Annotated in this window: 18 protein-coding genes; 11 read left to right on the top strand and 7 right to left on the bottom strand. The window is 66.2% G+C overall.

Annotated features, from left to right (window positions below; all coding sequences use genetic code 11):
- Nucleotide 1: 1 nt before the first annotated feature.
- Both SARO_RS07975 and SARO_RS07980 read right to left on the bottom strand, forming a co-directional pair.
- Complete coding sequence (locus tag SARO_RS07975; RefSeq protein ID WP_011445241.1) at nt 2–691, bottom strand: hypothetical protein; 690 nt, start codon at nt 689–691, stop codon at nt 2–4.
- Nucleotides 688–1242, bottom strand: a complete 555-nt coding sequence (locus tag SARO_RS07980; RefSeq protein WP_143004897.1) for an RNA polymerase sigma factor — start codon at nt 1240–1242, stop codon at nt 688–690. The genes SARO_RS07975 and SARO_RS07980 overlap by 4 nt, the downstream gene beginning before the upstream one ends.
- 27 nt (nt 1243–1269) lie before the next feature.
- Between SARO_RS07980 and SARO_RS07985 the strand changes: the two genes are divergently transcribed.
- Nucleotides 1270–2508 (top strand): S8 family serine peptidase, encoded by a 1239-nt coding sequence (locus SARO_RS07985; protein WP_041550241.1) that lies wholly within the window; start codon nt 1270–1272, stop codon nt 2506–2508.
- Nucleotides 2509–2636: 128 nt separating this feature from the next.
- Nucleotides 2637–3500, top strand: coding sequence for a PRC-barrel domain-containing protein (locus tag SARO_RS21330; protein ID WP_011445244.1), 864 nt, complete (start codon nt 2637–2639; stop codon nt 3498–3500).
- Nucleotides 3501–3544: 44 nt separating this feature from the next.
- Here SARO_RS21330 and SARO_RS07995 read toward each other — a convergent pair whose 3' ends face one another.
- Genes SARO_RS07995 through SARO_RS08010 form a run of 4 tightly spaced genes read right to left on the bottom strand, consistent with a single transcriptional unit; the run spans nt 3545 to nt 10645 of the window.
- Nucleotides 3545–6850, bottom strand: a complete 3306-nt coding sequence (locus SARO_RS07995; RefSeq protein ID WP_011445245.1) for a glycosyltransferase — start codon at nt 6848–6850, stop codon at nt 3545–3547.
- Nucleotides 6847–7584, bottom strand: coding sequence for an AcvB/VirJ family lysyl-phosphatidylglycerol hydrolase (locus SARO_RS08000; RefSeq protein ID WP_011445246.1), 738 nt, complete (start codon nt 7582–7584; stop codon nt 6847–6849). Before SARO_RS08000 ends, SARO_RS07995 begins: the two co-directional genes overlap by 4 nt.
- Nucleotides 7581–10214 carry a bifunctional lysylphosphatidylglycerol flippase/synthetase MprF gene (gene mprF, locus SARO_RS08005; protein ID WP_011445247.1) on the bottom strand — a complete coding sequence of 878 codons (2634 nt, stop codon included), beginning with the start codon at nt 10212–10214 and terminating at the stop codon, nt 7581–7583. Before mprF ends, SARO_RS08000 begins: the two co-directional genes overlap by 4 nt.
- Nucleotides 10211–10645: a DUF2147 domain-containing protein gene (locus tag SARO_RS08010; protein WP_011445248.1), complete on the bottom strand. Its 435-nt coding sequence runs from the start codon at nt 10643–10645 to the stop codon at nt 10211–10213. The genes mprF and SARO_RS08010 overlap by 4 nt, the downstream gene beginning before the upstream one ends.
- Nucleotides 10646–10797: 152 nt before the next feature.
- On the opposite strand from SARO_RS08010, the gene SARO_RS08015 reads away from it, so the two are divergent.
- Complete coding sequence (locus SARO_RS08015) at nt 10798–11484, top strand: response regulator transcription factor (protein WP_011445249.1); 687 nt, start codon at nt 10798–10800, stop codon at nt 11482–11484.
- Nucleotides 11485–11495: 11 nt separating this feature from the next.
- The gene (locus SARO_RS08020) at nt 11496–12890 is read left to right on the top strand and encodes a sensor histidine kinase (RefSeq protein ID WP_176929343.1); all 1395 of its coding nucleotides are present in this window, start codon (nt 11496–11498) and stop codon (nt 12888–12890) included.
- A 29-nt stretch (nt 12891–12919) separates the two neighbouring features.
- Here the strand turns inward: SARO_RS08020 and chrA are convergent, their stop codons facing one another.
- Nucleotides 12920–14251, bottom strand: coding sequence for a chromate efflux transporter (chrA, locus tag SARO_RS08025; RefSeq protein WP_011445251.1), 1332 nt, complete (start codon nt 14249–14251; stop codon nt 12920–12922).
- A gap of 165 nt (nt 14252–14416) precedes the next feature.
- Here chrA and SARO_RS08030 point away from each other — a divergent pair, with 165 nt between their 5' ends.
- From SARO_RS08030 to SARO_RS08060, 7 genes are all read left to right on the top strand, one after another.
- Nucleotides 14417–16024, top strand: coding sequence for an MBL fold metallo-hydrolase RNA specificity domain-containing protein (locus SARO_RS08030; protein ID WP_011445252.1), 1608 nt, complete (start codon nt 14417–14419; stop codon nt 16022–16024).
- A 114-nt stretch (nt 16025–16138) separates the two neighbouring features.
- Nucleotides 16139–19111 carry a TonB-dependent receptor gene (locus SARO_RS08035; RefSeq protein ID WP_011445253.1) on the top strand — a complete coding sequence of 991 codons (2973 nt, stop codon included), beginning with the start codon at nt 16139–16141 and terminating at the stop codon, nt 19109–19111.
- A 115-nt stretch (nt 19112–19226) separates the two neighbouring features.
- The gene (locus SARO_RS08040) at nt 19227–20768 is read left to right on the top strand and encodes a tryptophan halogenase family protein (RefSeq protein WP_011445254.1); all 1542 of its coding nucleotides are present in this window, start codon (nt 19227–19229) and stop codon (nt 20766–20768) included.
- Nucleotides 20765–21487 carry a SapC family protein gene (locus SARO_RS08045; protein ID WP_011445255.1) on the top strand — a complete coding sequence of 241 codons (723 nt, stop codon included), beginning with the start codon at nt 20765–20767 and terminating at the stop codon, nt 21485–21487. The genes SARO_RS08040 and SARO_RS08045 overlap by 4 nt, the downstream gene beginning before the upstream one ends.
- Entirely contained in the window at nt 21471–22487 is a 1017-nt protein-coding gene (locus tag SARO_RS08050) for a cupin-like domain-containing protein (RefSeq protein WP_011445256.1), read from the top strand. Before SARO_RS08045 ends, SARO_RS08050 begins: the two co-directional genes overlap by 17 nt.
- Nucleotides 22484–24001 carry a tryptophan halogenase family protein gene (locus tag SARO_RS08055; RefSeq protein ID WP_011445257.1) on the top strand — a complete coding sequence of 506 codons (1518 nt, stop codon included), beginning with the start codon at nt 22484–22486 and terminating at the stop codon, nt 23999–24001. The genes SARO_RS08050 and SARO_RS08055 overlap by 4 nt, the downstream gene beginning before the upstream one ends.
- Complete coding sequence (locus SARO_RS08060) at nt 23998–24918, top strand: glycoside hydrolase family 16 protein (protein WP_011445258.1); 921 nt, start codon at nt 23998–24000, stop codon at nt 24916–24918. Before SARO_RS08055 ends, SARO_RS08060 begins: the two co-directional genes overlap by 4 nt.
- Nucleotide 24919: the final 1 nt, after the last annotated feature.

A 24919-nucleotide genomic window follows, 5' to 3' on the forward strand; every position in this document is an offset into this window, starting at 1 on the left:
GTTATTCCGACGGTTGCCAGTTGTGCCCACGGGCGGCGCGCTCGGCTGCGGCATCGAGCGCTGGACCTGCCGCCATTTCCTGCGCGGCAGCCATGATTTCGCCCGCGCTGCCCGCCATGCGGTATTCGGTCGCCTGCGTTGGCTGTGAGCCGGCGGGTGCGAGCAGTTTCCAGCCCTTCGCGTCACGACAGGCGATGCCCCCTTCGGTGCCCTGGCTGTAGGCACGGCAATAGGCGCCAGCCTTGTCCCTGAAGCTCAGCAATATGCGGGGAGTGCCGGGCACGGCTGCGTCCGACCCCAGCGTCCGGTCCAGCGCGCTCGCTAGCTGCGGAGTGGCATAGTCCGTCGGATTATCGGCAGGGCGCAGCAAGACAGTCAGCACCAGCGATGCGGCGAGCGCCGGTCCGGCGGCCCAGGCCCATCGCGGCACGGACGTTCGCCTTGCGCGATGGGCGGCGAGTTCGATGACCGGTGCAGGTTGGGGGCGAAGGAGATCGGCGAGCCTGTCGGGCACCGGTTCCTGTACAATAGGGGCAAGATGACTGCCCAGCAGGTTGCGCAGGTCCCTGTGCCGCTGGACCTGCCGCTGCAATTCCGGATCAGCCTCGACAGCGGCGGCGACGGCGAGGAGTTCCTCGCCTTCAAGCTGGTCATCGGCCAGGGCGGCGATCTGTTCCGGCGTAGGCTTCATGCCGCTTCTCCAAGCCGTGCGAGCAGTGCATCGCGCCCGCGTACCAGACGGGAATTGAGCGTGCCTACGGGACAGCCGACGATCTCGGCCGCTTCCTTGTAGGACCAGCCTTCGACCATCACCAGCACGACCGCCTCGCGTTGTTCGTCGGGCAGCGTCGCCAGCGCGCGGTCGATGTCGCCCAGTTGCGCGCGGGCTTCCTGCGCGCCATCGGCCCCGGCGGTCGCGCCAGCTTCCTCGGCAACGAAAGTCTCGCTTCGCCGGGCCCGGGAACGGGTTTCGTCTATCCAGATATTGCGCATCATTCGGTACACCCAGCTATCCAGACGCGTGCCCTGCTGCCACTTGTCGCGGTTGCGGAGCGCGCGCTCGATCGTTGCCTGGCACAGGTCGTCGGCATCGGCACGGTCGCGCGACAGGCCCGCCGCGAAGCGCCTCAGGCGCGGCAGCAGGGCGAGAAGTCCGTCGGCGAACGGGTCGTTTGCGAATGCTTCCGTCAGTTTCCTGGCCTTTCCATGGACAGAACGGGCCGCGCCATCCGTTTCATCCATGAGCGAAAACATTTATGGTTCAAAGTGATGAATTCGAGATACTTCCCCTGGCGCACCGCGATGGCGCTTGTGATGATGGCGACGACCGCTGGCCCGGCCGCCGGCCAGCTTGCGCTGCCTGACCTCGCAACCCCGGTAGGTGAGACGCTGGGCAGGATCGAAAGGTCGCTGGAACCGGCCGAAGCGCTGACCGGAAAACTGAACAGTGCCGCACGGGACCTTGCACAGCAGCGGCTACGCCGGATCGACCGGTTGGTCCGGGCCAATCCGGCAAGCGTAGATCGCGACCGCGATGGACAGCCTGCGCGCAAGGGCGAACTGTTGATCGTAGATCCTGCGCCCGAGGCAATGTCGGCGGCCAGCAAGGCGGGTTTTGCCATGCTGGGCGAGGAGCGGTTGGAGGAACTGGGCGTGTCGGTGCTGCGCGTGGCCGTGCCCGATGCAATGTCGCTCGCCGCGGCGCAACGCACTTTGGCAAGGCTGCTGCCGGGCGCAAAGATCGCAGCGGATACGCTGCATTTTCAGAGCGGCACGCTGGATGCGGCAGGAAAGGATACGCCTGCGGCCCGCATGACGCCGATAGACGCGCCCGTGGGCATGATCGATGGCGGCCCCTCATCCGTGATCGGGGTGGAGCAGATGCGTGGATTTGCCGCAGGCGCCCCTTCGCCGAGCGATCATGGAACGGCGGTCGCATCCTTGCTGCATCATGCCGGGGTGCGGCACATTCTGGCGGCAGATGTCTATGGAAGCGATCCTGCGGGAGGGAACGCGCTGGCGATTGCCAGGGCGCTGGACTGGCTGATCGGACGCGGTGCGAGGGTGGTGTCGATCAGCCTTGTCGGCCCGCAGAACGCCTTGCTTGGCAAGGCGGTGGCGGCGGCGCAACGCAGGGGCGTGATGCTGGTCGCGGCGGTCGGAAACGACGGTCCTTCGGCGCCCCCGGCATTTCCGGCATCCTATCCCGGCGTTCTTGCCGTGACGGCAACCGACGGGCGGAACCGGGCACTGATCGAGGCAGGCAGGGCATCCCACCTGGATTACGCAGCGCCCGGCGCGGACATGCTGGCGCTCAATGCCGCGGGAAAGGCGGTTCGTGTGCGCGGCACGTCCTTTGCGGTGCCGTTCGTGGCGGCAAGGGCTGCGGCGGCAGGACCGGCCGGGCGGGCGAGGCTGGACGCCGAGGCGGTCGACCTGGGTCCGCGCGGAGCCGATACGACTTATGGGCGCGGGCTGGTTTGCGGCGCGTGCAGGCGCGTGAAGTGATCGGGTGAACCGACGGTGCCGTCCGCGAAATTTTTTGCCCGACGGATGAATTAAGCGCGCGGCGCGATCCGTTGTCCTTTCGGAAAGAGGCTTTCGAGCCTCGATGACAAGGACGAAAGGATCAAGCGATGCGTGGATTTCTGATGGCTTCGGGCGCTCTCCTGCTGATTGCGGCACCGGCACAGGCACAGATCCTTGGCGGTGGTGGCCTGGGAGGCGGCCTTGGCGGTTCGCTCGGCGGGACGCTGGGTGGAACCCTGGGCGGCGGTACGATCGGATCGCCAATCGACACCGTGGACAGCACCACGCGCGGCGCGGTGCGCGGATCGGGCAATGCTTCGGCGAACAAGTCGGTCGACCGCAAGACTGGCCGGGTAAAGGCTGATGGCGCGGCGCAGGGTTCGCTTGCCGGCGATGTGGCCAGCACGACGCGGGCGCCGACGCGGATGATCGGGGCAGACGCAGGTGGCAGCGGTTCGGCTAAGGCATCGGGCGCGGCTTCGGGCGGCATCGATGCGCAGCTCGTAGGGACCGATGGCGTGCGTTCGGCGGTGGGCGGTGCGACGTCGACCGTGCGCGACGTGGCGGGACGCGGGCGTGACATGGCGGGCGGTGTTGCCTCTTCGGCCACCGGGCTGGCAGGCCGCGCCGCAGGTTCGGCGGCAGCGTCGGGAAGCGGCGCGCTCTCCGCACAGTCCGGCACGCTCGCGCTGGCAGGTAGCGCGGCGTCCAATCTTGATGGCACCTTTGCCGTGTCCAGGGGCATGCCGGTCTTAGGCGCCGATGGCGAACGTTTGGGGAAGGTCCGCGACGTGATCACCGATGCGCGGGGCAATGTATCGGCGCTGCTGGTCAAGGCGGGGAGTGCCAAGGCCCTGCTGCCGGCGGCAAGCTTTGCCGGACGCGGCGACGCGCTGGTTACCGCGATGGGCGAAGGCGAGATCCGCCAGGTGGCGCAGCGGCAGGAAGCCGACGCCAAGGGCAAGAACTGATGGTGGGCGGGAGACGATGAAGGGGCGTTCGTCTCCCGCCCTGCTCAAGCGCGTTCCGGGGCGGGACTGACGGTCCCGGTACGCTCGAGCTTTCCCCAACCGACGATCCAGCCTCCGATGGCGGAGGCAAGGGCTCGCAGGACAACCCAGTACATGATCTGGCGGTAGACGATGCGCTGGGCGACCAGCAGGTGCGCCGGATAAGGTGGCCGCTTGTCGTCGAGGCGGTAGGCAATCCAGCCGCAGATGACGTCGATGGCGGTGAAGAGGCTCCAGTAGATCGCCATGCGACCAAGATCGCCTTGGGTCTGGGCCCAGCCATGCTGGACCACCCTGACGACCGTGGAGATGATCGAGGCGATCAAGGCACCGTCGATCAGCGGCGAGATCGCGGCGAAGGCGATCTGGAACAGCCAGGCCTGCGGGAGACCGACAAGGCCAAGACCGGCGGGCTTGCGGGAAGTGATGACCTTGCGATGCTTCCACAGGCACTGGAGCGTGCCGAAGGCCCAGCGATAGCGCTGGCGAGCGAGCGCGCGGAAGGTCTGGGGCGCCTCTGTCCAGGCGACGGCACGGGGGTCGTATGTCACGCGCCAGCCCTTGCGCTGGATGGCGATGGTGAGATCCTGGTCTTCGGCCAGCGTGTTTTCGGGATAGCCGCCCACGCTGTCGAGCGCCGCGCGACGCCATGCACCCACGGCACCGGGCACGACGGTCATGGCGTCGAAGCCCGCAAGCGCGCGGCGTTCGAGGTTCTGGGCGGTGATGTATTCCACCGCCTGCCAGCGCGTGACGAGGTTCACCCGGTTGCCGACGCGGGCATCGCCTGCGACCGCGCCGATCCGGGGGTCGGCAAACCAGCGCGCAAGGCGGCGAATGGTCAGCGGTTCGAACTGCGTATCGGCATCGAGCGCGATCACGACCTCGCCGGTGGCGTGGCGCAGGGCACGGTTCAGCGCCGCCGCCTTGCCTCCGTTCGCAAGCGTGAGGAGCGTGACGCGCGGGTCATGACCAAAATGGCGGGCGACAACCGCGCTGGTGGCGTCCTTCGACCCGTCATCGGCGACGATCACCTGAAGGGCGGGGTAATCGCTGGCGAGCACGCGCTCGACCGACGCGGCGATCACGCGTTCCTCGTTCCAGGCGGGGATTATGACAGAGACGGTGGGTTCGAACGCGGGAGGCTCGGCGCGGGGCGAGCGGCTTTGCCACCAAGCCAGGCCAGCCATGATGACCGCCCTGGCAATACCGAGCGCGATCGCGACGAAGAACAGCCACGAGAACAGCGTGACCAGGCCGTCGAGCGCGAGGAAGGCGGCGACGTCGACCCGCACCGCGGCGAGATCGGATGACGACAGCCGGGGCATGGCTGCTTGCGGCGGGATGCCGACGAGTTGCGACGCGGTGACGAAGCTGTAGCCTTCGGCCCGCAGCACCGCGACGATACGCGGGAGGGCGGCGACGGTCTGCGAGCGGTCGCCGCCGCCGTCGTGTAGCAGGATGACGTTGCTGCTGGATTGTTCCGTCGCGTTGTGGATCTGGTTGACGACTTGGCGGACGATTTCGTCCGTACCGGGATTCTGCCAGTCGTTCGGGTCCACATGAAGGCCGACGATGGTATAGCCGGCCTGCTGTGCGCGAAGGGCCGGCTGTAGTTCGTCTGCGGTCGTCGGCTCCGCGTCGCCGAAGTAGGGTGCGCGGAAAAGGGTCATGCTGCGGCCGGTGTAGGCCTGGACGAGGCGCTGGGTGGCGTTGATTTCGAGCCGGGTCTCGGCTTCCGATGAACCTGCCAGGTTGGGGTGGGTGTAGGTATGGTTGCCGATCTCGTCGCCGTCGGCGACCATGCGGCGAAGAAGGTCGGGTCGGACAAGCGCGTTTTCGCCGATGACGAAGAAGGTCGCGGGCACATGGGCGGCTTCGAGCGTGGAAAGGACCTTGGGGGTCCACTTCGGATCGGGACCGTCATCGAAGGTGAGGGCGAGGAGTTTGGGGTTGGCGGCCCCGGTACGGCGCACGACGAAGGGCGTGGGCAAGTCGCCATAGCGTTCGTCGCGGATCAGGTGCTGGTCCCCGAAGGCGACGGTCCTGCTGCCCGCGACGGGGGTGGCGGTGATGCGCAGGATCTCGCCGGTGCCTTCGACGTCGTTGCCGCCTTCGGAGACGAGGCGCGACAGATCGGGCGCCTTGCCCGAGCGCAGGGCCGCGAGGTCATTCCAGAAGCCCGGGTCCTCAGTGCCGAGGCGCCAGAGCGCTAGATTGCCGATGCCGAGGCGTTGGACCGCCAGCATCTCGTTCCAGTCGGTGGCGGCATCGAGCATCCAGACGGTGTGGGATACGCCGTCCTGTTCGTAAGCGAAGCCCGCGTTGCCGCTGGCCTTGTCGAAGATGATCGGAGCGTGGCTGTCATGAGCGGCGAGCCAGGCGTCGCTGAGAGACAGCGCATCGGTGCCGCCCTGGTGCCAGTCGTAGCCATAGCTGCCAAGCGCGATGACCAGGCGATCGGCGGGCAGGGCACGGGCGGACTTCTCGACCTCGTTCGTGAACCACGTTTGCGATGCGATCGGACCAGCAGCACCATTCTGCCAGTGTTCGTCGTAGGCCATGAGGATGACCTTGTCGGCGGCACGGCCAAGAGCGGCAATCGGCCAGTCGTCCTCGCCCGCGGGGGCTGTCACCGCAAGCTGGGCTCCGGCGGGCAGGAGGGCGTTCGTTTCGCGCAGAAACGCGACATAGGGGCGCATGGCCGTGGCTGGCAGGTCCTCGAAGTCGAGCACAAGGCCTGCGTCGCCGCGTCGCGCCACGTAGTCGGCCAACTGGCGTTCGAGCGCATGGCGCTCGGTGGCGTTTTCCAGAATGCGGGCCACGTTCGCGCCGTCCCAGCCGTCGCCGCCGACGTTCTGGACCATCGGCAAGACCTTGTAGTGGTGATGCCCTGCCGCGACGAAGCTGTCGAAGCGCGGGTCATTGGACACGGCAAGGCGGTGTTCCGGCCCCGCGACGTTGAGCAGCGCGGGCACGACCCAGTCGAGCTGGTTGCCGTGGCGCGAAAGCGACTGGAAGCTGGCATCGCTGCGAGGCTGGTAGAAGCCGATCGCCAGGGCTTCCTGGCTGCGTTGCAGGTGCAGCCGGGGCAGCCAGGAGCGGAGGCGGGACAGCCCATGGCCCCGGTGCAGGCTGGCGGCTTCGAAATGGGGCTGCGGCAGCGACAGCGCGCGCTGTCGCGGCACCGCGACGAGTGTCGTCGCGAAGGCCAGCGCCGCAAGGATCACGGCAAGGAAGACGACTGCCAGCGAACGCTTGGCGAGAAGGCTGCGGCGACCGGTCGGGTCGTAGAAGATCGGGCGGGTCATACAGTCCCTGTCATGCGGTCGACTGCGCCGAGGATGGTGCGCAGCACGCGCGGAGCATCGTGGCGGAGGTAGTGGTTGCCCGGCAGGGTCACGATGCCGGGGTCGTTGCGCCCGAGGAGCGGGCAGAGGCTTTCCGCCTCGTCAGCCCCCCGGATGCAGGTGACCGGAGGTGCTGCCATGAGGCGCAGTGCCGCCGCCGGCCTGGCGTCGGGTTCTCCCATATAGGCGATGCCGGTGGGGTCGGCGCGGAAGTGGACGTTGTTGGACGGCACCACGAGGACCACCCCTGCAATGCGTTCGAGCTGGCTTCGGGGGAGGTCGGGCAGGACCGTGGCGGCGATGTCGGCGCCGAACGACTGTCCGACCAGTATGACCTTGCGGGCGCCGCTCCGCGCGAAGGCTTCGTCGATGGCGTTGCGCACCACCTTGACCGTCTGCGCACGGTCCAGGTGATGGGCGAAGGCGACCGGGGAACTTATGCCTGTAACAGGAATGCCATGCGCGGCGAGCGCCTTCGCGATGTCCCCGCTGAGCCCGAAGCGCAGGCCCATGTCTCCGGAAAGCACGACGGCGGCAGTACTCGCGGCGGCGGGGTCTGGAATGCCGCTTGCCGGAAAGATGCTGCTCGCCTGCCAGCCGAACAGCATCAGTTTCGGCGCGTTCGCGGCAATCGTGGCGAGAGCTGCCAACGCGATGACGACCCGCAGCAGGATGGTCTTGCGGCGCGCCGTCATGCTGCCTGCTCCGCGAAAGGTACGGCCTTGATCGCGCCCGGTTCGGCCTTTGCGGTCGAAGGCAGCGGCCGGGGCGGCACATGCGGGTTGGCGATGAGATGCGCCACGTCGCGCAGCGACTGGAGGAGCGCGACGCCCTGCGGCCCGGCGAGGTAGCGGGGCTCCCAGCGGGGTGCGAACTTGTCCTTGTAGGCGCGCAGGCCTCGAAAGCCGTAGAAACGTTCGCCATGCCGGAAGACCAGCGCCGCCGCCCTTGACCAGACCGGCGCCAGTCGACGGCCTTCTATTCCCGAAAGCGGGACCATGCCGAGCGTGAAGCGCGCATAGCCCTGGTCCCGCGCCCAGAGGAGGAGATTGGCAAAGAGGAAATCCATCGTTCCGCGCGGCGCGTCGGCCGTGTGGCGCATGAGGTCTACCGATGCTTCTTCCTTGTTCTCGGTGAGCCACAGGTTGGCGAATGCGACGGGCCTGTTGCCGACCATGACCAGCGCCATGTCGAACGACTGGACATAGGTGCGGTCGAAGAAGCCGAGGCTGAAACCCTTCTCGCGTCCTCCGTGCAGGGCCAGCCATTCATCCGAGATCGCTTCCAGTTCCGCGAGGATCACGGGGACTGCGGCGGCAGGCACGATGCGAAATGTCGCACCGGCCCGGGCCGCGCCGCGCTCTGACTTGCGGACCGAGCGCAGTTCGGGCGTTTCGAGCGTAAAGGTGGCAAGATCGATCACGGCCTCCTCGCCGTACTTCACGATCTGCATGCCTAGGCCGATGGCGATGTCGAGGACTGCGGGCGATGCTTCGTAGAGCATCAGCCGTCCTTGCTGGCTGTGCGACAGGTCGCGGATCCGCCAAAGGAGTTCCTCCCATGACTGGCTCGCCCCGACGGGGTCGCCCATCACGATCCAGCTCGCACCCTGAACCTGGTACATCAGGAATGCGTCACCGGCCTCGGACAGGATGAAGCGCTTGTCGCCGGTAAGTGCGAGCATGGCCTCGGTCCGGTTGGCGATTGCCAGGATGCGGCGGATGACCTGCCATTCGTCGTCGCGCGGCAAGGGCGCGCGGGGCGCTGCGGCGGGGGCAAGCATTCGCCACGCCGCAAAGCCGAGCAGCAGGAATGCGCAGGCCAGCATCGCACGTAGGTAGCGTGGAACATCGGCGCGCAGGGCGAAACGCCACCACAGGGCGTCGCTGTAGGGAACGTGGCGGAATGCGAAGAGACCTGCCCAGCCTGCCATTGCGGCCGACAGAGCGATGGCGACGATCCAGCCCGCTCCGATGGGCTGCGCGGTAAGCGCGGTACGGCGGTTGAAAGCGCCTCTGCCAACCTGGAGTACGGCGGCCATGCCAAGGCAGACCAGCGCTTCTTCGTAGTCAAGGCCCTTGCCCAGCGAAAAGAGGGCGCCTGCCAGCAGAAGAATGCGCGCGAGAACGCTCGCGCCATCGAGCCGGCGATAGAGGCCGGGGGCGATCAGCAGCAGGGCCGTGCCGGCTATTGTAGCGGCGATGTGGCTGATTTCGATAACGGGGAGGGGAAGCAGGGTTCCCAACGCGCCGATGCGCCAGCCCACCGGAGGCAGTGCACCGGAAAGCAGCAGCATCGATCCGGCCAGGAACGCGCCGGAGCCCAGGAGCAACGGCAGGATGCTGTCGATCATTCCGCGCAGCCCGCCGAGCAGGCGCGACACGCCGCGCATGCGCCGCGCTTCGTGCCAGCCGAGGATCATCACGCCCAGTGCCAGCGGCGCCAGATAGTAGACGATGCGATAGGCGATGAGAGCGGCGAATATCCCGGTCCGGTCTCCGCCCGGCAGCACGGCCAGGACCGTTGCCTCGAAGATCCCAAGACCGCCCGGAACGTGGGTCAAGAGCGCCGCGACTATTCCTAGCGCCCAAGCCAGAACGAACACGGGAAAGTCTCCCGCCTGCGCCCCGGGGATCAGGACGAAGAGTGCCGCGCTGGCACAGGCAAGGTCGACAAGGCCTGCGGCGAGCTGGGCGACAATGGCCGGGCCATCCGGCAACGGAATGCTGGCGCCGAGGATCTTGATGGGATGGCCGCGCCTCGTGAGGATCAGCGCGAGGGCAAGAAGCATGACAAGAAGTCCCGCGCCGGCAAATCGCGTCTGGGATGCAGTGAGCGGAAGCCAGCCGAGTTGAACCGGGGTGCCGGAAAGGAGCGCGAGACCTGTCACGGCAGCCACGCTGAACCAGAATGTGGCGCCCGCCAGGCCGATCACGCGGGCGATGTCCGGACCGTCGAGGCCCGCGGCGATATAGACCCGGTAGCGAGCCGAGCTGCCCGTGATGAGGCCGAGGCCGAGATTGTGGCTGAGCGTGTAGCTTGTGAAAGAGGCCAGGGCGGCGGTCTTCCATGGCAGCGATTGCCCGATCACCCGCAGCGCCACGTGATCGTAGAAGGTAAGCGCGAGGTAGCTTCCTGCCGTAAGGCCGATGGCCGCGGCCAGCCGTGCGGGGGTGAGGGCGTGGAGTGCCTGGCGGACGTCGGCGTAGCGGACTTCGTGCGTCAGCCGGTCGAGAGCGACAAATGCGACGGCGGCGAGGAGCAGCACGAATAGGCTGGCCAGAATGCGGCGCTGGCGCGGGGTGACGGTCAGGCGGCGGTTCATCTGGGCAGCTCGCCGATACGCGTCCACACCTGCGACTTGCAGATCAGCCCGTGCAGGATGCAGCCGGAAATGCGGATGCGACTCGGTGACAGGACTTCGATCTGCGAACTGAACTTGCGACCCATGTCGGGGACGAGGACGACGCCCTTCCAGGTTCCGGGACTGTGTGCATGGTAGTTCTGGAGCAGGTCGAGGCCGATGAGGTTGGAGACGCCGCTTTCATGCGCATCGGCCTGTGCATCGGGGCTTGCCCAGACCACCTGGCCGCAGAGCGCGTTGCCACAGAAATGGTTGCGCACGGCGACGCTGTGATATGGGTTGATCCACAGGCCCGTCACGGGATCGCCCGATGGCTGGGCCACCGCCCCGGCAGGGGCGCTGGCTGGCGCAATCAGGCACGCGAGCAGGATGGCGGCAGTGAAAGTGCGCATCGCGAGGTCCTTCCGATGGCCCCTTGCTATGCAACCCTGCCTTGCCGCCTCGTGGAGCCAACATGAAAAATCGGCAATGTTGGGGCCAATCCCTCGCGATTGCCGGGCGTGCATGGCATGACAGTACCTTCCAGAGCGTGCCGAGTTGCCGGATGAGCCAGAAGATCCTGCTTGTTGAAGACGATGCCGACACCGCCGCGTTCATCGTCGGCGGCCTGGCCGAGGAGGGCTTCGTGGTCGATCGCGCCCGCGATGGGCGAGAGGGTCTGTTCATGGGTACGGACCACACATATCAGTGCATCGTGCTCGACCGGATGTTGCCGGGGTTGGACGGCATGGCGGTTCTGGCAGCGCTGCGCGGTGCCGGGGTGCACACGCCGGTCATCATCCTTTCGGCCCTTGGTGCGACGGAAGATCGGATCACGGGCCTGACCCGGGGGGCGGACGACTATCTGGCCAAGCCCTTTGCCTTTGCGGAACTGCTGGCGCGTATCCGGCTTCTGGTCCGGAGGGGCAGCGGGGCGCCGACCGAACAGACCAAGCTGTCCTGCGGCGACCTTGAAATGGACCTGCTTTCGCGCCGCGTTCGACGCGGGGCGCGGGCAATCGACCTCCAGCCGCGCGAATTCCGCCTGCTCGAGTTCCTGCTGCGCCATGCAGATCAGGTCGTGACCCGAACGATGCTTCTGGAAGGCGTCTGGGACTATCACTTCGATCCAGGCACCAACGTGATCGACGTCCACATCAGTCGCCTGCGCAAGAAGATCGACGAGGGCGAGGTCGTCGCCTTGCTTCACACCGTGCGGGGCGCCGGTTACCGCATCGGCACAGGTGCGTGATGCTGCGCGGGATGCTGCGCTCGACGACCGTGCGGTTCGCCGCGCTCGTGTTCCTGCTGCAGGTCGTGGCAGCGGCGTTCATGCTGGGCGGCCTTGGCGCCGTAATGCGGCAGCAGAGCCGCGCGCAGGCCCTCGATACCGTGGAAACCCTGCGCGACGACCTGATGGCGACGACGGCACAGGGCGGCGAGCGGCAATTGGTCGAGGCGATCAGGCTGCGGCTGGCGAACGAGGTCGGCCGGGGTGTCGTGGTGGCGCTGGTGGACCCGTCCGGACGTCTGGTGGAGGGCAATCTGGCTCGCATGCCCGACGACGGTTTCGCCGTGCACCTGAACAGGGTCGCCAGCGTCGTCAACGTGCGACGGCGCAATCACGCGGCTGACGAGGCAGCTCTCATCGTAGCTGCGCGCCTGCCCGGCGGCCAACTACTGCTCGCCGGAACGGTGGTGGAAAGCGACAGGCAATTCCTGGCGCTGCTCGAACGCGCCAGCATTGCGACGCTGGCGTTGTCCCTTCTTCTGGCGGGGCTGGCGTCCTTTCTGGCGACGCGGCAGATCGTCCAGCGGTTGCGCGGTACGGTCGCGACGCTCGAGGCCGTCGGGGCAGGCGATCTGGCCCGCCGGGTGCCGCCCGACGGGTCCGGAGACGCGTTTTCGCGGCTGGGCGAGGAGGTCAACCGCGCGCTGGCCCGGGCCGAGGCGCTGAACGGGGAACTGAAAATTGCGACCGACGTCCTCGCCCACGATCTCAAGTCACCTTTGACGCGATTGCTGTCGGCGCTGGATCGCGCTTCGGCCCGCGCCGAGGATGCCGAGGCGCTTGCCGCCGTTGAGCAAGCCGAGGCGGAGGCACGGCGGGTGCTTTCGATCATCGACACGGCGCTTGGCATCTCGAAGGCCGAGGCGGGGTTCGGCCGCGAGAGTTTCACGCCTGTCGATCTCGGCGCAATGCTCGAGACGATCGCCGAAATCTACGCGCCGGTGGTGGAAGAGGAGGGGCGTCGCATGGAAGTGCAGGCACCGCCGGGACTGGTGGTGCCGATCCATCGCCAGCTCATGGATCAGGCCATCGGCAACCTGCTGGACAACACGATCCGTTATGGCGCCGGGGCGATAAGCCTTGCTGTGGAGCCGCGCGACGGCGCGATGGCGATTTCGGTTGCTGACGAAGGGCCCGGCATTCCGCAACACCAGCACGAAGAAGCGCTGCGCAGGTTCGGAAGGCTCGACGAGGCGCGTGGCGGTTGGGGCGCAGGGCTCGGGCTCGCTCTGGTCGAAGCGGTCGCGCACTTGCACGGAGGGCGGGTCGAACTGGCCGAAAACCGGCAATCGCGGTCCGGCCAGCCGGGTTTGAAGGTGACGCTGGTGCTCGGGCAACGCGCTCCGGGCGGCGGCGATAGCGGTTGATGCACCGCTTCGCCGCCGCCCGCATGGGTTCAGAACGCGAGGCCCAGCAGGAGACCGCCGGCTGCCGCGACGGCCAGTACGCGGATGATGTTCCACTTCAGCCGGAACAGCAGGAGCGCCGAGATCACCGCGAGAAGTCCGGCGCGCCAGTCGAACGTCGCGAAGTCCGGACTGGTGATGCGCAATGGGCCCGCCGTCAGCACGGCTACCCTGGCGAACAGGACATGGATGAAGAACCACGCGCTCAGGTTGGCGATGACGCCGACGACTGCCGCGGTCAGGGCAGCGAGCCCGCCCTTCAATCGCGGTGAATTCTCCATCCGCTCGATCCACGGGGCGAAGGTGAAGATCCACAAGAAGCAGGGCGCGAACGTCACCCAGGTGGTCAGCGCCGCGCCAAGCAGGCCAGCGATCAGCGGGCTGAACGGCTCGGGTGAGCGGAACGCGGCAAGGTAGCCGACGAACTGGGTAACCATGATCAGCGGACCGGGCGTGGTTTCGGCAAGGCCGAGGCCATCCGCCATTTCACCGGCGTTCAGCCATCCGAAGTGCTGGACCGATTGTTGCGCCATGTAGGCGAGGACGGCATAGGCGCCGCCGAAGGTGACAACGGCAAGCTGCGAGAAGAAGCTCCCCACCTGCCACAGGACGTGCCCGCGGCCGAGCGTGACGAGCACGAGCAGCATCGGCGCCGCCCAGATTGCACCCCACGCGACAAGCGTGAGAAGGGTCTGTCGCCACGGGCGCGCCGAGGACGGCGCGGGGGCAAGGCCGGCCTTTATCGCCAGCCAATCCGGTCGCAGCGCCGCCACCGCCATGCCGAGCGCGCCCGCTCCCAGCACGACGAGGGGAAACGGCGCGTCGAACAGGAACAGCGCCAGGAATGCGACGACCGACAGCGCCTTCTTGAAGCCGGTGTTGAGCGCGCGCCCGGCGACCCGGAGCAGGGCCTGGACGACGATGGCCAGCACAGCCGACTTGATGCCCAGGAACAGCGCGGCGAACCAGTTGAGCCGAGCGGCAAAGGCATAGAGGATCGTCAGTGCAAGGATCACCAGAGCACCAGGCAGCACGAACAGGAGCCCGGCCGCCAGCCCACCGCGCAGGCCATGGAGCTTCCAGCCGATCCACGTGGCAAGCTGCTGCGCTTCCGGCCCTGGCAGGAGATGGCAGAAGTTCAGCGCGTGGAGATATTGATCCTCGCTCACCCACTGGCGCTCGTCCACCAGTTCGCGGTGCATCAGCGCAATCTGACCGGCAGGCCCGCCAAAGCTGAGTATGCCGATGCGCGCGAAGACGCGCAGCATTTCACGAAATTCAGGATGATTGGTGGCCGTCACCTTGTACCCATGCCTTTCCATCCGCACTAACGCGGACAAACAAGGCAACGCTTGGGCGGTAAGGCCTGACCGGGAGGTTGCTGTTGCCCCGGAGCGCCCGTTTAGACAGGAAACCGTTGCACGTTCAAGTGCCGTTCCGGCAAACCCCTGCTTGCCAGTGGCGTTGGGGCGGATCATGCTGGATCCATGACGCTAAGGCTCAACGTTCATGGTGCGGCACGGACGGTTACCGGATCGTGCTTCGAATTTGTCCTCGGGGACATGCGCTTGCTCGTGGACTGCGGCCTGTTCCAGGGCTCCCGCTCGCTGGAAGCGCTCAACCACGAGCCGCTCGACTTTGACGTGCACAAGATCGACGGCGTCATCGTCACTCACGCCCATATCGATCACAGTGGCCTGCTGCCACGGCTTGCTGCCGAAGGCTACGAAGGGCCGATCTGGTGCACTCCGGAGACCGCAGCCCTCCTCAAGGTCATGCTGGCGGATGCCGGGCGCATCCAGGAAAGCGAGGCCGAGCGCCGCAATCGCCGTCGCGACCGCGCGGGCGAGCCTGAATTCACGCCGATCTATACCGAGGAAGATGCGTCCGCCGCGTGCTCGCTCACCCGGACAATCCCGCTTGGCGAGTGGTTCGATCCGGCTCCCGGATTTCGTGCGCGGTTCTGGAACGCGGGGCATATCCTCGGTTCTGCATCGGTCGAACTGGTCGCCGATGGAACACGTGTCATGTGTTCGGGGGATGTCGGCCCGGCCAACAAGGCGTTCCACCCAGATCCGCTGACACCTGCTGGCTTCGATCACGTCATTTGCGAATCCACGTATGGAGACCGCAAGCGCGAGAAGGTGACGGTCGAGGAGCGGCGCAAGCTGCTGGAGGCCGAAATCCTTGCGGCGCGGGCGCGCGGCGGCAACCTGGTCGTTCCCTCGTTCGCGCTGGAGCGCACGCAGGAACTGCTGCTCGACATAGCGATGCTTTCCGACAGTGGCCGCATCGGCAACGCGATGGTGTTCGTCGATTCGCCGCTGGCCAACCGCGCCACCGAAGTGTTTCAGCGCTATGTCGGAGAACTCGAGGATACCGGCGGTCGAGACGTGTTCCGGCATCCCTCGATCCACTACGTGACCGACGTCGCCGAATCCATGCGGCTCAACACTATATCGGGCGCGATCATCCTGGCCGCATCCGGCATGTGCGAGGCGGGACGCATCCGCCACCATCTATTCCACAACCTGTCACGCCGGGATTCAACGGTTCTGTTTGTCGGGTTCCAGGCCGAGGGATCGCTGGGGCGTGTCATTCTGGACGGGGCCCAGCGGGTGCGCATATCGGGGCGCGACGTTGCCGTGCGCGCGCAGATCAGGCGGATCGACAGCTATTCCGCCCATGCCGATCAGGAGGAACTGCTGGGCTGGATCGCGAATTGCGGTCCCGTCGCGGGAAGCCTGATCCTCGATCATGGTGAACCGGGCGCCATCGAAAGCCTGCGCCAGCTCGCCCAGGGGCGCGGCCTTGCGCCGACCATCATCGTACCGGAGATTGGCGAGCAGTACGAACTTCCCGCAGGCCAGTCGGCAAGGCGTACCCGGACGGGGAGGACGGACCTTGGCCAGGCCATCGGGCGCGACTGGCAGAACAACTATGCGGACTTCGCAACCAACCTGAAGCGGCGTCTTGCGCAGATCGAGGATGCGCGAACCCGCCAGAAGGCTCTCGAGGAAATGCGCGCGGTACTCGACCGCTACGCCGCTTTCCGCGAGTCCCGCAGGAAAACGTCCCACACGCGGCACGACTGACGTCCGATTCAAAGGGTTCAAAGCCCATTCGCTTGACTGCGTGAACGTTCTCATATAGGTGAACGTTCACAACAGGCGCTCGGCGTCGAATCCGTGTGATAAAAGGGGAGGATCATGAAGAGTTCAGCAACGCGATCCATTGCGTTCCGCGCATCCAGCATCGGCGCGATTGCGCTGGCGCTCGCCGGGCAATCCGCGCTGGCACAGGACGTCGCTGCCGGCGATGCCGAGCAGTCGGGTGAAATCGTCGTCACCGGCATCCGCGCCTCGCTCAGCAAGGCTCTCGACATCAAGCGCACGGCGCAGGGCGTGGTCGATGCGATCTCTGCCGAGGACATCGGCAAGTTTCCCGATACGAACCTTGCTGAATCGCTCCAGCGCATCACCGGCGTGTCGATTGACCGTTCGAACGGTGAAGGCTCGACCGTCACGGTCCGCGGCTTCGGTCCGGAATTCAACCTCGTCCTCCTGAACGGCCGCCAGATGCCGACCTCGTCGCTGGGCGACGGGGCCAGCGCGCCGTCCTCTCGCTCGTTCGACTTCGCCAACCTTGCCTCGGAAGGCATCTCGGGCGTGGAAGTCTACAAGTCGGGCCGCGCCACGCTGCCCACCGGCGGCATCGGCTCCACCATCAACATCAAGACCCCGCGTCCGCTAGACCGTCCGGGCCTGTCGGGCAGCCTCGCGGTTCGTGGCGTTTATGACAGCTCGCGCAACGAAGGCAATCCGATCACGCCGGAGGTTTCCGGCATCGTCTCGGATACGTTCGGCGATGGCGTGTTCGGCATTCTCGTCACCGGCACCTGGCAGAAGCGCAAGGCCAGCGTGAACCAGGCGAACGTCGGCTGGCGCGACGGCTATCTCGGTTCGGAAAACAACTGGGGTTCGCTGCCGCAGGAAGGCGATCCGCGTTACGGCAGCATCACCAACCGTCCCGGCCCGAACGACGTCTATCAGGTCCAGCAGAACGCCAGCTACGATCTCAACGACATCGACCGCGAGCGGCTGAACGGTCAGGTCGTGCTGCAAGCTCGTCCGACCGACAGCCTGACCGCGACGATCGACTACACTTATTCGCGCAACACCGTGCAGGTGCGCAATTCGAACGTCGGCGTGTGGTTCAACTTCAACGACGTTTCCAGCGCCTGGACGGACGGTCCGGTTGCTGGCCCGATCTTCTATTCGGAAAAGTTCGGGGCGGGCGAAGGCAAGGACTTGTCCTATTCGGGCTCGCTCACCGAGAACCGCTCGGAAAACAAGTCCATCGGCGGTAATCTTCAGTGGAAGGGGCCGGGCGGCCTGCGCCTCGAACTCGATGGTCATCATTCGACGGCCGAATCCGGTGCCAACAATCCTTATGGCACCAGCACTTCGGTCGGTACGGCGGTCTTCGGAATCAAGCAGCAGACGGTCAACTACGAGAACGACCTCCCGGTCATTTCGGTCGTCATGCATGACGGCATCGACCCGCTCAACGCCGCGAACATCCAGGCCACCGGCAATGCGTTCCGCAACGCCTATTTCAAGGACACGATCAACGAGGTCCAGTTCCGCGGCGGTTACGACTTCGACAACTCGATCCTCGACAGCCTCGATTTCGGCGTGACCTATGTCGAGAACAAGGTGCGTTCGGCCTATGGCTTCATCCAGAACGATACCTGGGGCGGGTCGACCACGAAGGAGCAGCTCCCGGACGACCTGTTCACGCTCGAATCCCTGCCTGACAAGTTCAAGGGTGTCTCGGGTGCCAGCGACCCGGCGATGATCCAGAGCTTCTACCGCTTCAACTTCGAGAAGATGGTCGGCTTCCTCGACGACCTGAACGGCATCTGCGGCGGCGATGGCGATTGTCGCGCGCCATTCACGGTCGACCGGCGCATCCGCGAACGGACGCTGGCGCCCTATGCTCAGGCGAACCTGACCTTCGACCTGCTCGAAAACCCTGCGCATTTCCGCGCCGGCATTCGCTACGAAAAGACGAAGATCACCTCTTCGGCGCTCGTGCCGATCCCGACCGGCACGCAGTGGGTGGCCGCGAACGAATTCAACCTCACCTACGGCAGCGGATCGGACTTCACCACGTTCAAGGGTGAATACGAGAACTGGCTGCCCGCGTTCGACTTCGACTTCGAGCCGATCGAGAACGTCAAGGTCCGCGCGAGCTACAGCCACACCATCACCCGGCCCGACTATGCCTCGATGCAGGGCGGCCGTACGGTGGACCAGCTCTTCCGCATCGGTGGCGGCTTCGGCAGCCAGGGCAACCCGGGCCTGCTTCCCTTCAAGTCGAAGAACATCGACGTGTCGGCGGAGTGGTACTACGCCCCGGCCAGCTACCTGTCGGTCGGTTTCTTCGACAAGCGGGTGAGGAACTTCATCTCGAGTACGCGGGTTGACACCGAGGCGTTCGGGCTGACCAATCCGGCCGATGGCCCGCGTTACCAGGCCGCCGTGGCCGCACTTGGCCCCAACGCCAGCACGACCGCGATCCGCAACTACATCTTCGCCAACTACCCGTCTTCGGTGGTCGTCGACAGCTACGACCCGGTCACCGGAAACTACACCGGCAAGATCCTCGGTCTGCCCGAAGACAACAAGGTGAACTTCCAGATCACCACGCCGATCAACTCGGACCAGGCGGCACACCTCTATGGTTTCGAGTTCGCCGTGCAGCACAGCTTCTGGGATACCGGCTTCGGCGCGATCCTGAACTACACCGTGGTCAAGGGCGATGCGAAGTACGACAATTCCCAGCCGTCCAGCGTGCCGCAGTTCGCGCTGACCGGCCTTTCGGACAGTGCCAACGCCGTCCTGTTCTATGACAAGAACGGGTTGCAGGCGCGCGTCGCCTACAACTGGCGCGACAAGTTCCTCGCCGGCACGGGCCCCAACCCGTACTATGTCGAGGCCTATGGCCAGGTCGACGCAAGCGCGAGCTATGAGTTCCGCAAGGGATACACCGTGTTCGTCGAGGCGATCAACCTTACCGGCTCCAGCCGACGGGGGCACCTGCGCAGCACCAACAACGTGTTCTTTTCGTCGCCGGGCTATGCCCGCTACCAGGCCGGTTTCCGCTTCAATTTCTGACGCGGGGTTCCGAAGGGACGGGTTGATAACGTTCCTGCGGAGTGGGAGAAGGTCGGACCGGTGGTCCGGCCAATCCTGCCGGACAACCGGCACAACGATAAAGTGACTATGGGCGATGGACGAGGGTGAGGTCAGGCGGATCGTGATCGTCGGCGGCGGGACCGCCGGCTGGCTGTCGGCCTGCTTCCTTGCCGCGGAATTGCGTTCGCGCAGGGTCGACGTCTCGATAACCCTGATCGAGGCACCCGACATTCCCACGATCGGCGTGGGCGAGGGGACCTGGCCGACGATGCGCGGTACCTTGCGCGCCATCGGCATCGCAGAGGACAATTTCCTTGCCGCCTGCGATGCCTCGTTCAAACAGGGATCGGTCTTCTCCGGTTGGGTCACCGGAGAGCCGGGGGACCGGTACCAGCATCCGTTCACGCCACCACCCGCCGGGGCGCTCGACGACATCGTCGCGGCCTGGGCGGGCAGGGGCGACCAGCCTTTCGCAAGCGCAATGACCGCGCAGGCGGCGGTGATCGACCGGGACCTTGCGCCGCGCCAGCCGAACATGCCGTTCTATGCCGGCGCCCTGAACTACGCCTACCACCTCGACGCCGGAAAGTTCGCCGCACTTCTTTCCTCCCGTGCGACCGGACACCTTGGCGTCACCCACGTCCGCGATCGTGTCCGCAACACGGTCGCGGACGACAGGGGGCATCTGCTGGCGGTGGAACTGGCCTCTGGCGACCGGGTCGAGGGCGATCTCTTCATCGATTGTTCGGGCCATGCCGCGCTGCTGATTGGCGGCGCCTGCGGCGTCCCCTTCATTGACCGCAGCGACGTCCTGCTCAATGATCGCGCGCTCGCGGCGCAAGTGTCCGTGCAGCCGGGCACGCCGGTAGCTTCTGCCACCGTCGCAACCGCACACCGCGCCGGCTGGCTGTGGGACATCGGGCTTCCCGGCAGGCGCGGCATCGGCTGCGTCTATTCATCCCGCTTCCTGTCCGACGACGATGCGCTGGCAGTGCTGCGCGCCTATGTCTCGGCAAACGTCCCGGGCGCAGATCCTGCGGCGGTAGAGCCTCGGCGCATCGCCTTTCCGACCGGGCACAGGGAGCGTTTCTGGCATGGCAACTGCATCGCCATTGGCCTTTCGGCGGGCTTTCTCGAACCGCTCGAGGCCTCGGCCATCGTGATGATCGAGCTTTCACTCCGAGCGCTGGCCGAGAATTTCCCCCGCCAGCGCCAGGCCATGCCGTTCCTCGCCGGCCGCTTCAACGACCTGTTTCGCTATCGCTGGGACCGGGTGATCGAGTTCCTCAAGCTTCACTACCTGCTCTCGAAGCGGCAGGAGCCCTACTGGCAGGCACAGCGCGATCCGGCCGCTGTGCCGCAGAGGTTGGCCGAACTTGTCGCGCTCTGGCGTCACCAGCCGCCGAGCGCATGGGATTTCCCGCAGGTGGACGAGATATTCTCGGCCGAGAGCCATGCCTACATTCTCTATGGCATGGGCTTTCCACCGCCTGCCTCCACCGCGCGCGATCCGCTTGCCGCCCGCGCGCTAGATGACGTGGCGCAGCGCACCCGCGCCTTGTGTGCCGCGCTGCCGACGAACCGCAGCTACCTGTCTTCCCTCATGCCCGCGCAAGGAGCCGCCGCCCTCCCATGAGCCAGCACGCCGTCCTCGACAGCCTCTCCCACCGCGACCTGCGCGTCCGTACCGAGCGTTCCGCGGCGCTGGGCGATGCGGTTATGGCCTGCCTTGTCATGCCGCAGGAGTTCCGCAAGGCACAGGCGCACTATCCCATCGTGTTCCGGCGCGATGCGGAGACCGGCCGCTTTTCCGCGCTCGCCCTGTTCGGGTTCGAGAACGGGGAGAACCTGTTCCTGGGCGAAAGCGGGTGGGATGCCGGCTATGTCCCGCTGGCCCATTCGATACAGCCCTTCCTGATCGGCCGGACCGCGATCGAGGACGAGACCCCGCAAGTTCACGTGGACTTTGCCAGCGCACGCATCGTGCAGGATCGCGAAGAGGGGGTGCGGCTGTTCGACGAGGCCGGTCAGCCGACCCCGTTGCTCGAGGAGGTGGCGCAGGACCTTGGCGACCTCGATGCCGCCTTCCGCGCCTCGCCGGCCTTCTTCGCAGCGCTCGAGCGGCACGATCTGCTCGAACCCTTCACGCTCGACGTCCCGCTCGATGATGGCTCGCGCCATTCGCTTGTCGGCTTCCACATCGTCAACGAGGAGCGCCTGCGCGCGCTCGATGGCGATGCGCTGTCCGACCTCCAGTCGGGTGGGCACCTCCTGCCCCTGTTCATGGCGGTCGCATCCGTGGGCCGGTTCTCCGATCTCGTCGCGCGCAAGAACCGCCGTGTTGCCGGGGCCTGACACGCTGCCCGCGGTCGAGGAGATCGCGGTTGCCGAGCTTGGCGACCGCATCGCTTCGGTCCCGCAACCCGTCGTGGTGCGCGGTCTGGTGCGAGACTGGCCGCTGGTTCAAGCCGGTCTGCGCTCCGCCCGGGAGGCGCGCGACTATCTTGCCCGCCATGCCCGCCCGGTTGACCTCCCGGTGAGCATCGCCGACCCCTCGCAGCGCGGCAGGCTGTTCTACGACGAGGCGATGGCGGTCAACTTCCGCATGGGGAAGGGCCGGTTGGCCGATATCCTCGCCGGTTTCGACAAGGCCGAGGGTCGCAATGCGGACGAAGTGCCCACGGTCTACCTCGGCTCCATCGACATCCGTCGCTACTTCGATGGCCTGCACGAGGCCAATTCAGTCGATCTTGGCCGCGAGGATGCGCTCGCCTCGATCTGGATCGGCAACGCCACGCGCATCGCCGCGCACAACGACCATCCGCGCAATCTTGCCTGCTGCGTGGTAGGGCGCCGTCGCTTCACGCTGTTTCCGCCGGACCAGTTCGCAAATCTCTATCTCGGCCCGATCGACATCACCCCGGCCGGCCGGCCGGTATCGCTGGTCGATTTCGAAGCGCCGGACTTCGAGAGCCATCCCCGATTTCGCGAAGCGCTTGCTCATGCGCGGGTGGCGGAACTTGAACCCGGCGACGCGGTGGTGATCCCGCCCTTGTGGTATCACCATGTCGAGGCGAAGGCGCCATTCAACGTCCTCGTCAATTACTGGTGGCGCGATACGCCGCGCTATCTCGGCCAGCCGCAAACCGCGCTGACCCACGCGATCATGGCCATCCGCGACCTGCCCGAGGACGAGCGCGCGATCTGGCGGGCGATGTTCGAACACTATGTCTTTTCGGGCGGGGAGGCAGCCCGTGCACACGTCCCCGTCGAAGGCCAGGGCGTGCTCGCCCCGTTAGGCGCCCGCGCGGCCGAGCGCCTGCATCAATTCCTGCTGAGGAGCCTTTCGCAATGAAGCGTCCGAACCCCGCAGTCCCCGCCCTGCCGCGCCGCATCGTCATCGCCGGGGGCGGAACTGCCGGCTGGATGACCGCCGCAGCGCTTGCCCGGACGCTCGGCAAGGTGGCGCAGGTCACGCTTGTCGAAAGCGAGCAGATCGGCACCATCGGCGTGGGCGAAAGCACGATCCCGCCGCTGGTGGCCTACAATCGCATTCTCGGCATCTCCGAGGCCGAATTCATGCGCGCCACGCAGGCCACCTTCAAGCTCGGCATCAATTTCGAGAACTGGCGCGTGCCGGGCGAGGCCTACTTCCATTCCTTCGGCGGCACCGGCAAGGATCACTGGTCGGCCGGCTTCCAGCACTTCTGGATGCACGGCCTCGCACGCGGCCACGACGAGGCCTACGGCGAGTATTGCCTGGAGCTCAAGGCCGCGCAGGCCGGCCGTTTCGCGCACCTTCCGGAAGACCGGATGAACTACGCCTACCAGCTCGATTCCGGCCTCTACGCCCGCTTCCTGCGACAGATGGCCGAAGCCGATGGTACGGTCCGGATCGAGGGCAAGATCGGCGGGGTTCCGCTCGATCCCGAAACCGGAGACATCGCCGCGCTTGTTCTCGAGGATGGTCAGCGCATCGAAGGTGACCTTTTCATTGACTGCACCGGCTTTCGCGCGCTGCTGATCGAGGGCGCTCTCCACGTCGGCTATGACGACTGGACCCACTGGCTGCCCTGCGACGGCGCAATTGCCATCCAGACGTCAAGCGTTCGCGCTCCCGTTCCCTATACCCGCGCAATCGCGCACGGCAGCGGATGGCAATGGCGCATTCCGTTGCAACACCGCCAGGGCAACGGCATCGTCTATTGCAGCGCCTACATGGACCACGAGGCAGCGCTGGAAATGCTGCTGTCCACGGTGGAAGGCGAAAAGCTCGTCCGGCCCAATCCGATCCGCTTCCGCACGGGGGTGCGGCGCAAGCAATGGCATCGCAACTGCGTTGCCGTTGGTCTTTCGGGCGGCTTCATGGAACCGCTGGAATCGACGTCGATCCACCTCATCCAGCGTGCGATCCTGCGCATCGTGCGGATGCTGCCGGCAGGAACGATCAGCGCACGTGACGTTGCCGAGTTCAATGACCAGCAGATGCTCGACATGGAGCAGATCCGCGATTTCCTGATTCTACACTACAAGGCGACCGACCGCCGCGACACGCCGTTCTGGCGCCACTGCGCGAGCATGGAGGTTCCGGAAAGCCTCGCTCACCGGATCGAGCTGTTCCGCGAGACCGGCCGCGTCTTCCGTCGCAACGAGGAGCTGTTTGCCGAAAACTCGTGGGTCCAGGTGATGATGGGGCAGGGAATCGTGCCGCAGAGCTATCACCCGGTTGCGGCCAAGCTGCGCGACGAGGAACTGGCGCATCTGCTCCAGACCCTGCGCGAGCAGGTCGATCGCACCGTTGCCGCGCTGCCCGCGCACGGTGATTATATCGCGCGCTACTGTGGCGCCGAAATGCCGGCGGCTGCATGAGCCTGGGCGTGATCGCGGCCGGCGTACTGGCTGCGGCAACCCCCGCCGCCGATTGGCAGCTTGTCTGGTCGGACGAGTTCGACGGGACCTCGCTCGACCGCTCGCGCTGGGTATTGGCGGACGATTGCTGGGGTGGCGGCAACGAAGAGCGCCAGTGCTATACGGGGCGTGCCGAGAACCATTCCGTTCACGATGGCGTGCTCGAGATCGTCGCTCGCTGGGAAGAACGCACCGGCCCAGCCTTTCCGCGCGATCAGCGCACCAACGCCGAAAAGGCGTCGGCTACCCGGACCAAACCGTTCACGTCGGCGCGGCTCTCCACCGCCGGCAAGGCGGCCTGGCGCTATGGCAAGGTCCAGGTCCGCGCGCGCCTGCCGCAAGGGCAGGGTACATGGCCCGCGATCTGGATGCTGCCGGAAGACTGGGCCTACGGAGGCTGGGCGCGTTCGGGCGAGATCGACATCATGGAGGCGGTGAACCTTGGAACGCCTTGCGCAAAGTGCGCGGGCGGCGTCGAGAATCGGGTGCTGGGCACGATCCACTTCGGCGCAGAACCTCCGCGCAATCGCTACATCAGCGAAGAGACCGAGCTTCCGGGCGCGATCGATGCTTTCCACGACTACGAGGTCGAGTGGAACGAGCAGGGCATCGTCTGGCGCGTTGATGGGAAGGAATTTGCACGGCGCGTGCCGCACGAATGGCACACGCTTGGTTCCGACCGGGCAGGGGCGCCGTTCGACAAGCCATTCCATTTGATCCTGAATCTCGCAATCGGCGGCCATTTGCCCGAAGGCCGAAACACCGGTGGAGTTTCCGAGACCGGTTTTCCGAAAAGGATGCAGGTCGATTGGGTCCGCGTCTGGCAAATGCCGCCCGGACCAGATAACGCTGCTTCCGGGAACCTCAGGGGTAATTGAC

It is taken from the genome of Novosphingobium aromaticivorans DSM 12444 (assembly GCF_000013325.1).
GTDB lineage: Bacteria > Pseudomonadota > Alphaproteobacteria > Sphingomonadales > Sphingomonadaceae > Novosphingobium > Novosphingobium aromaticivorans.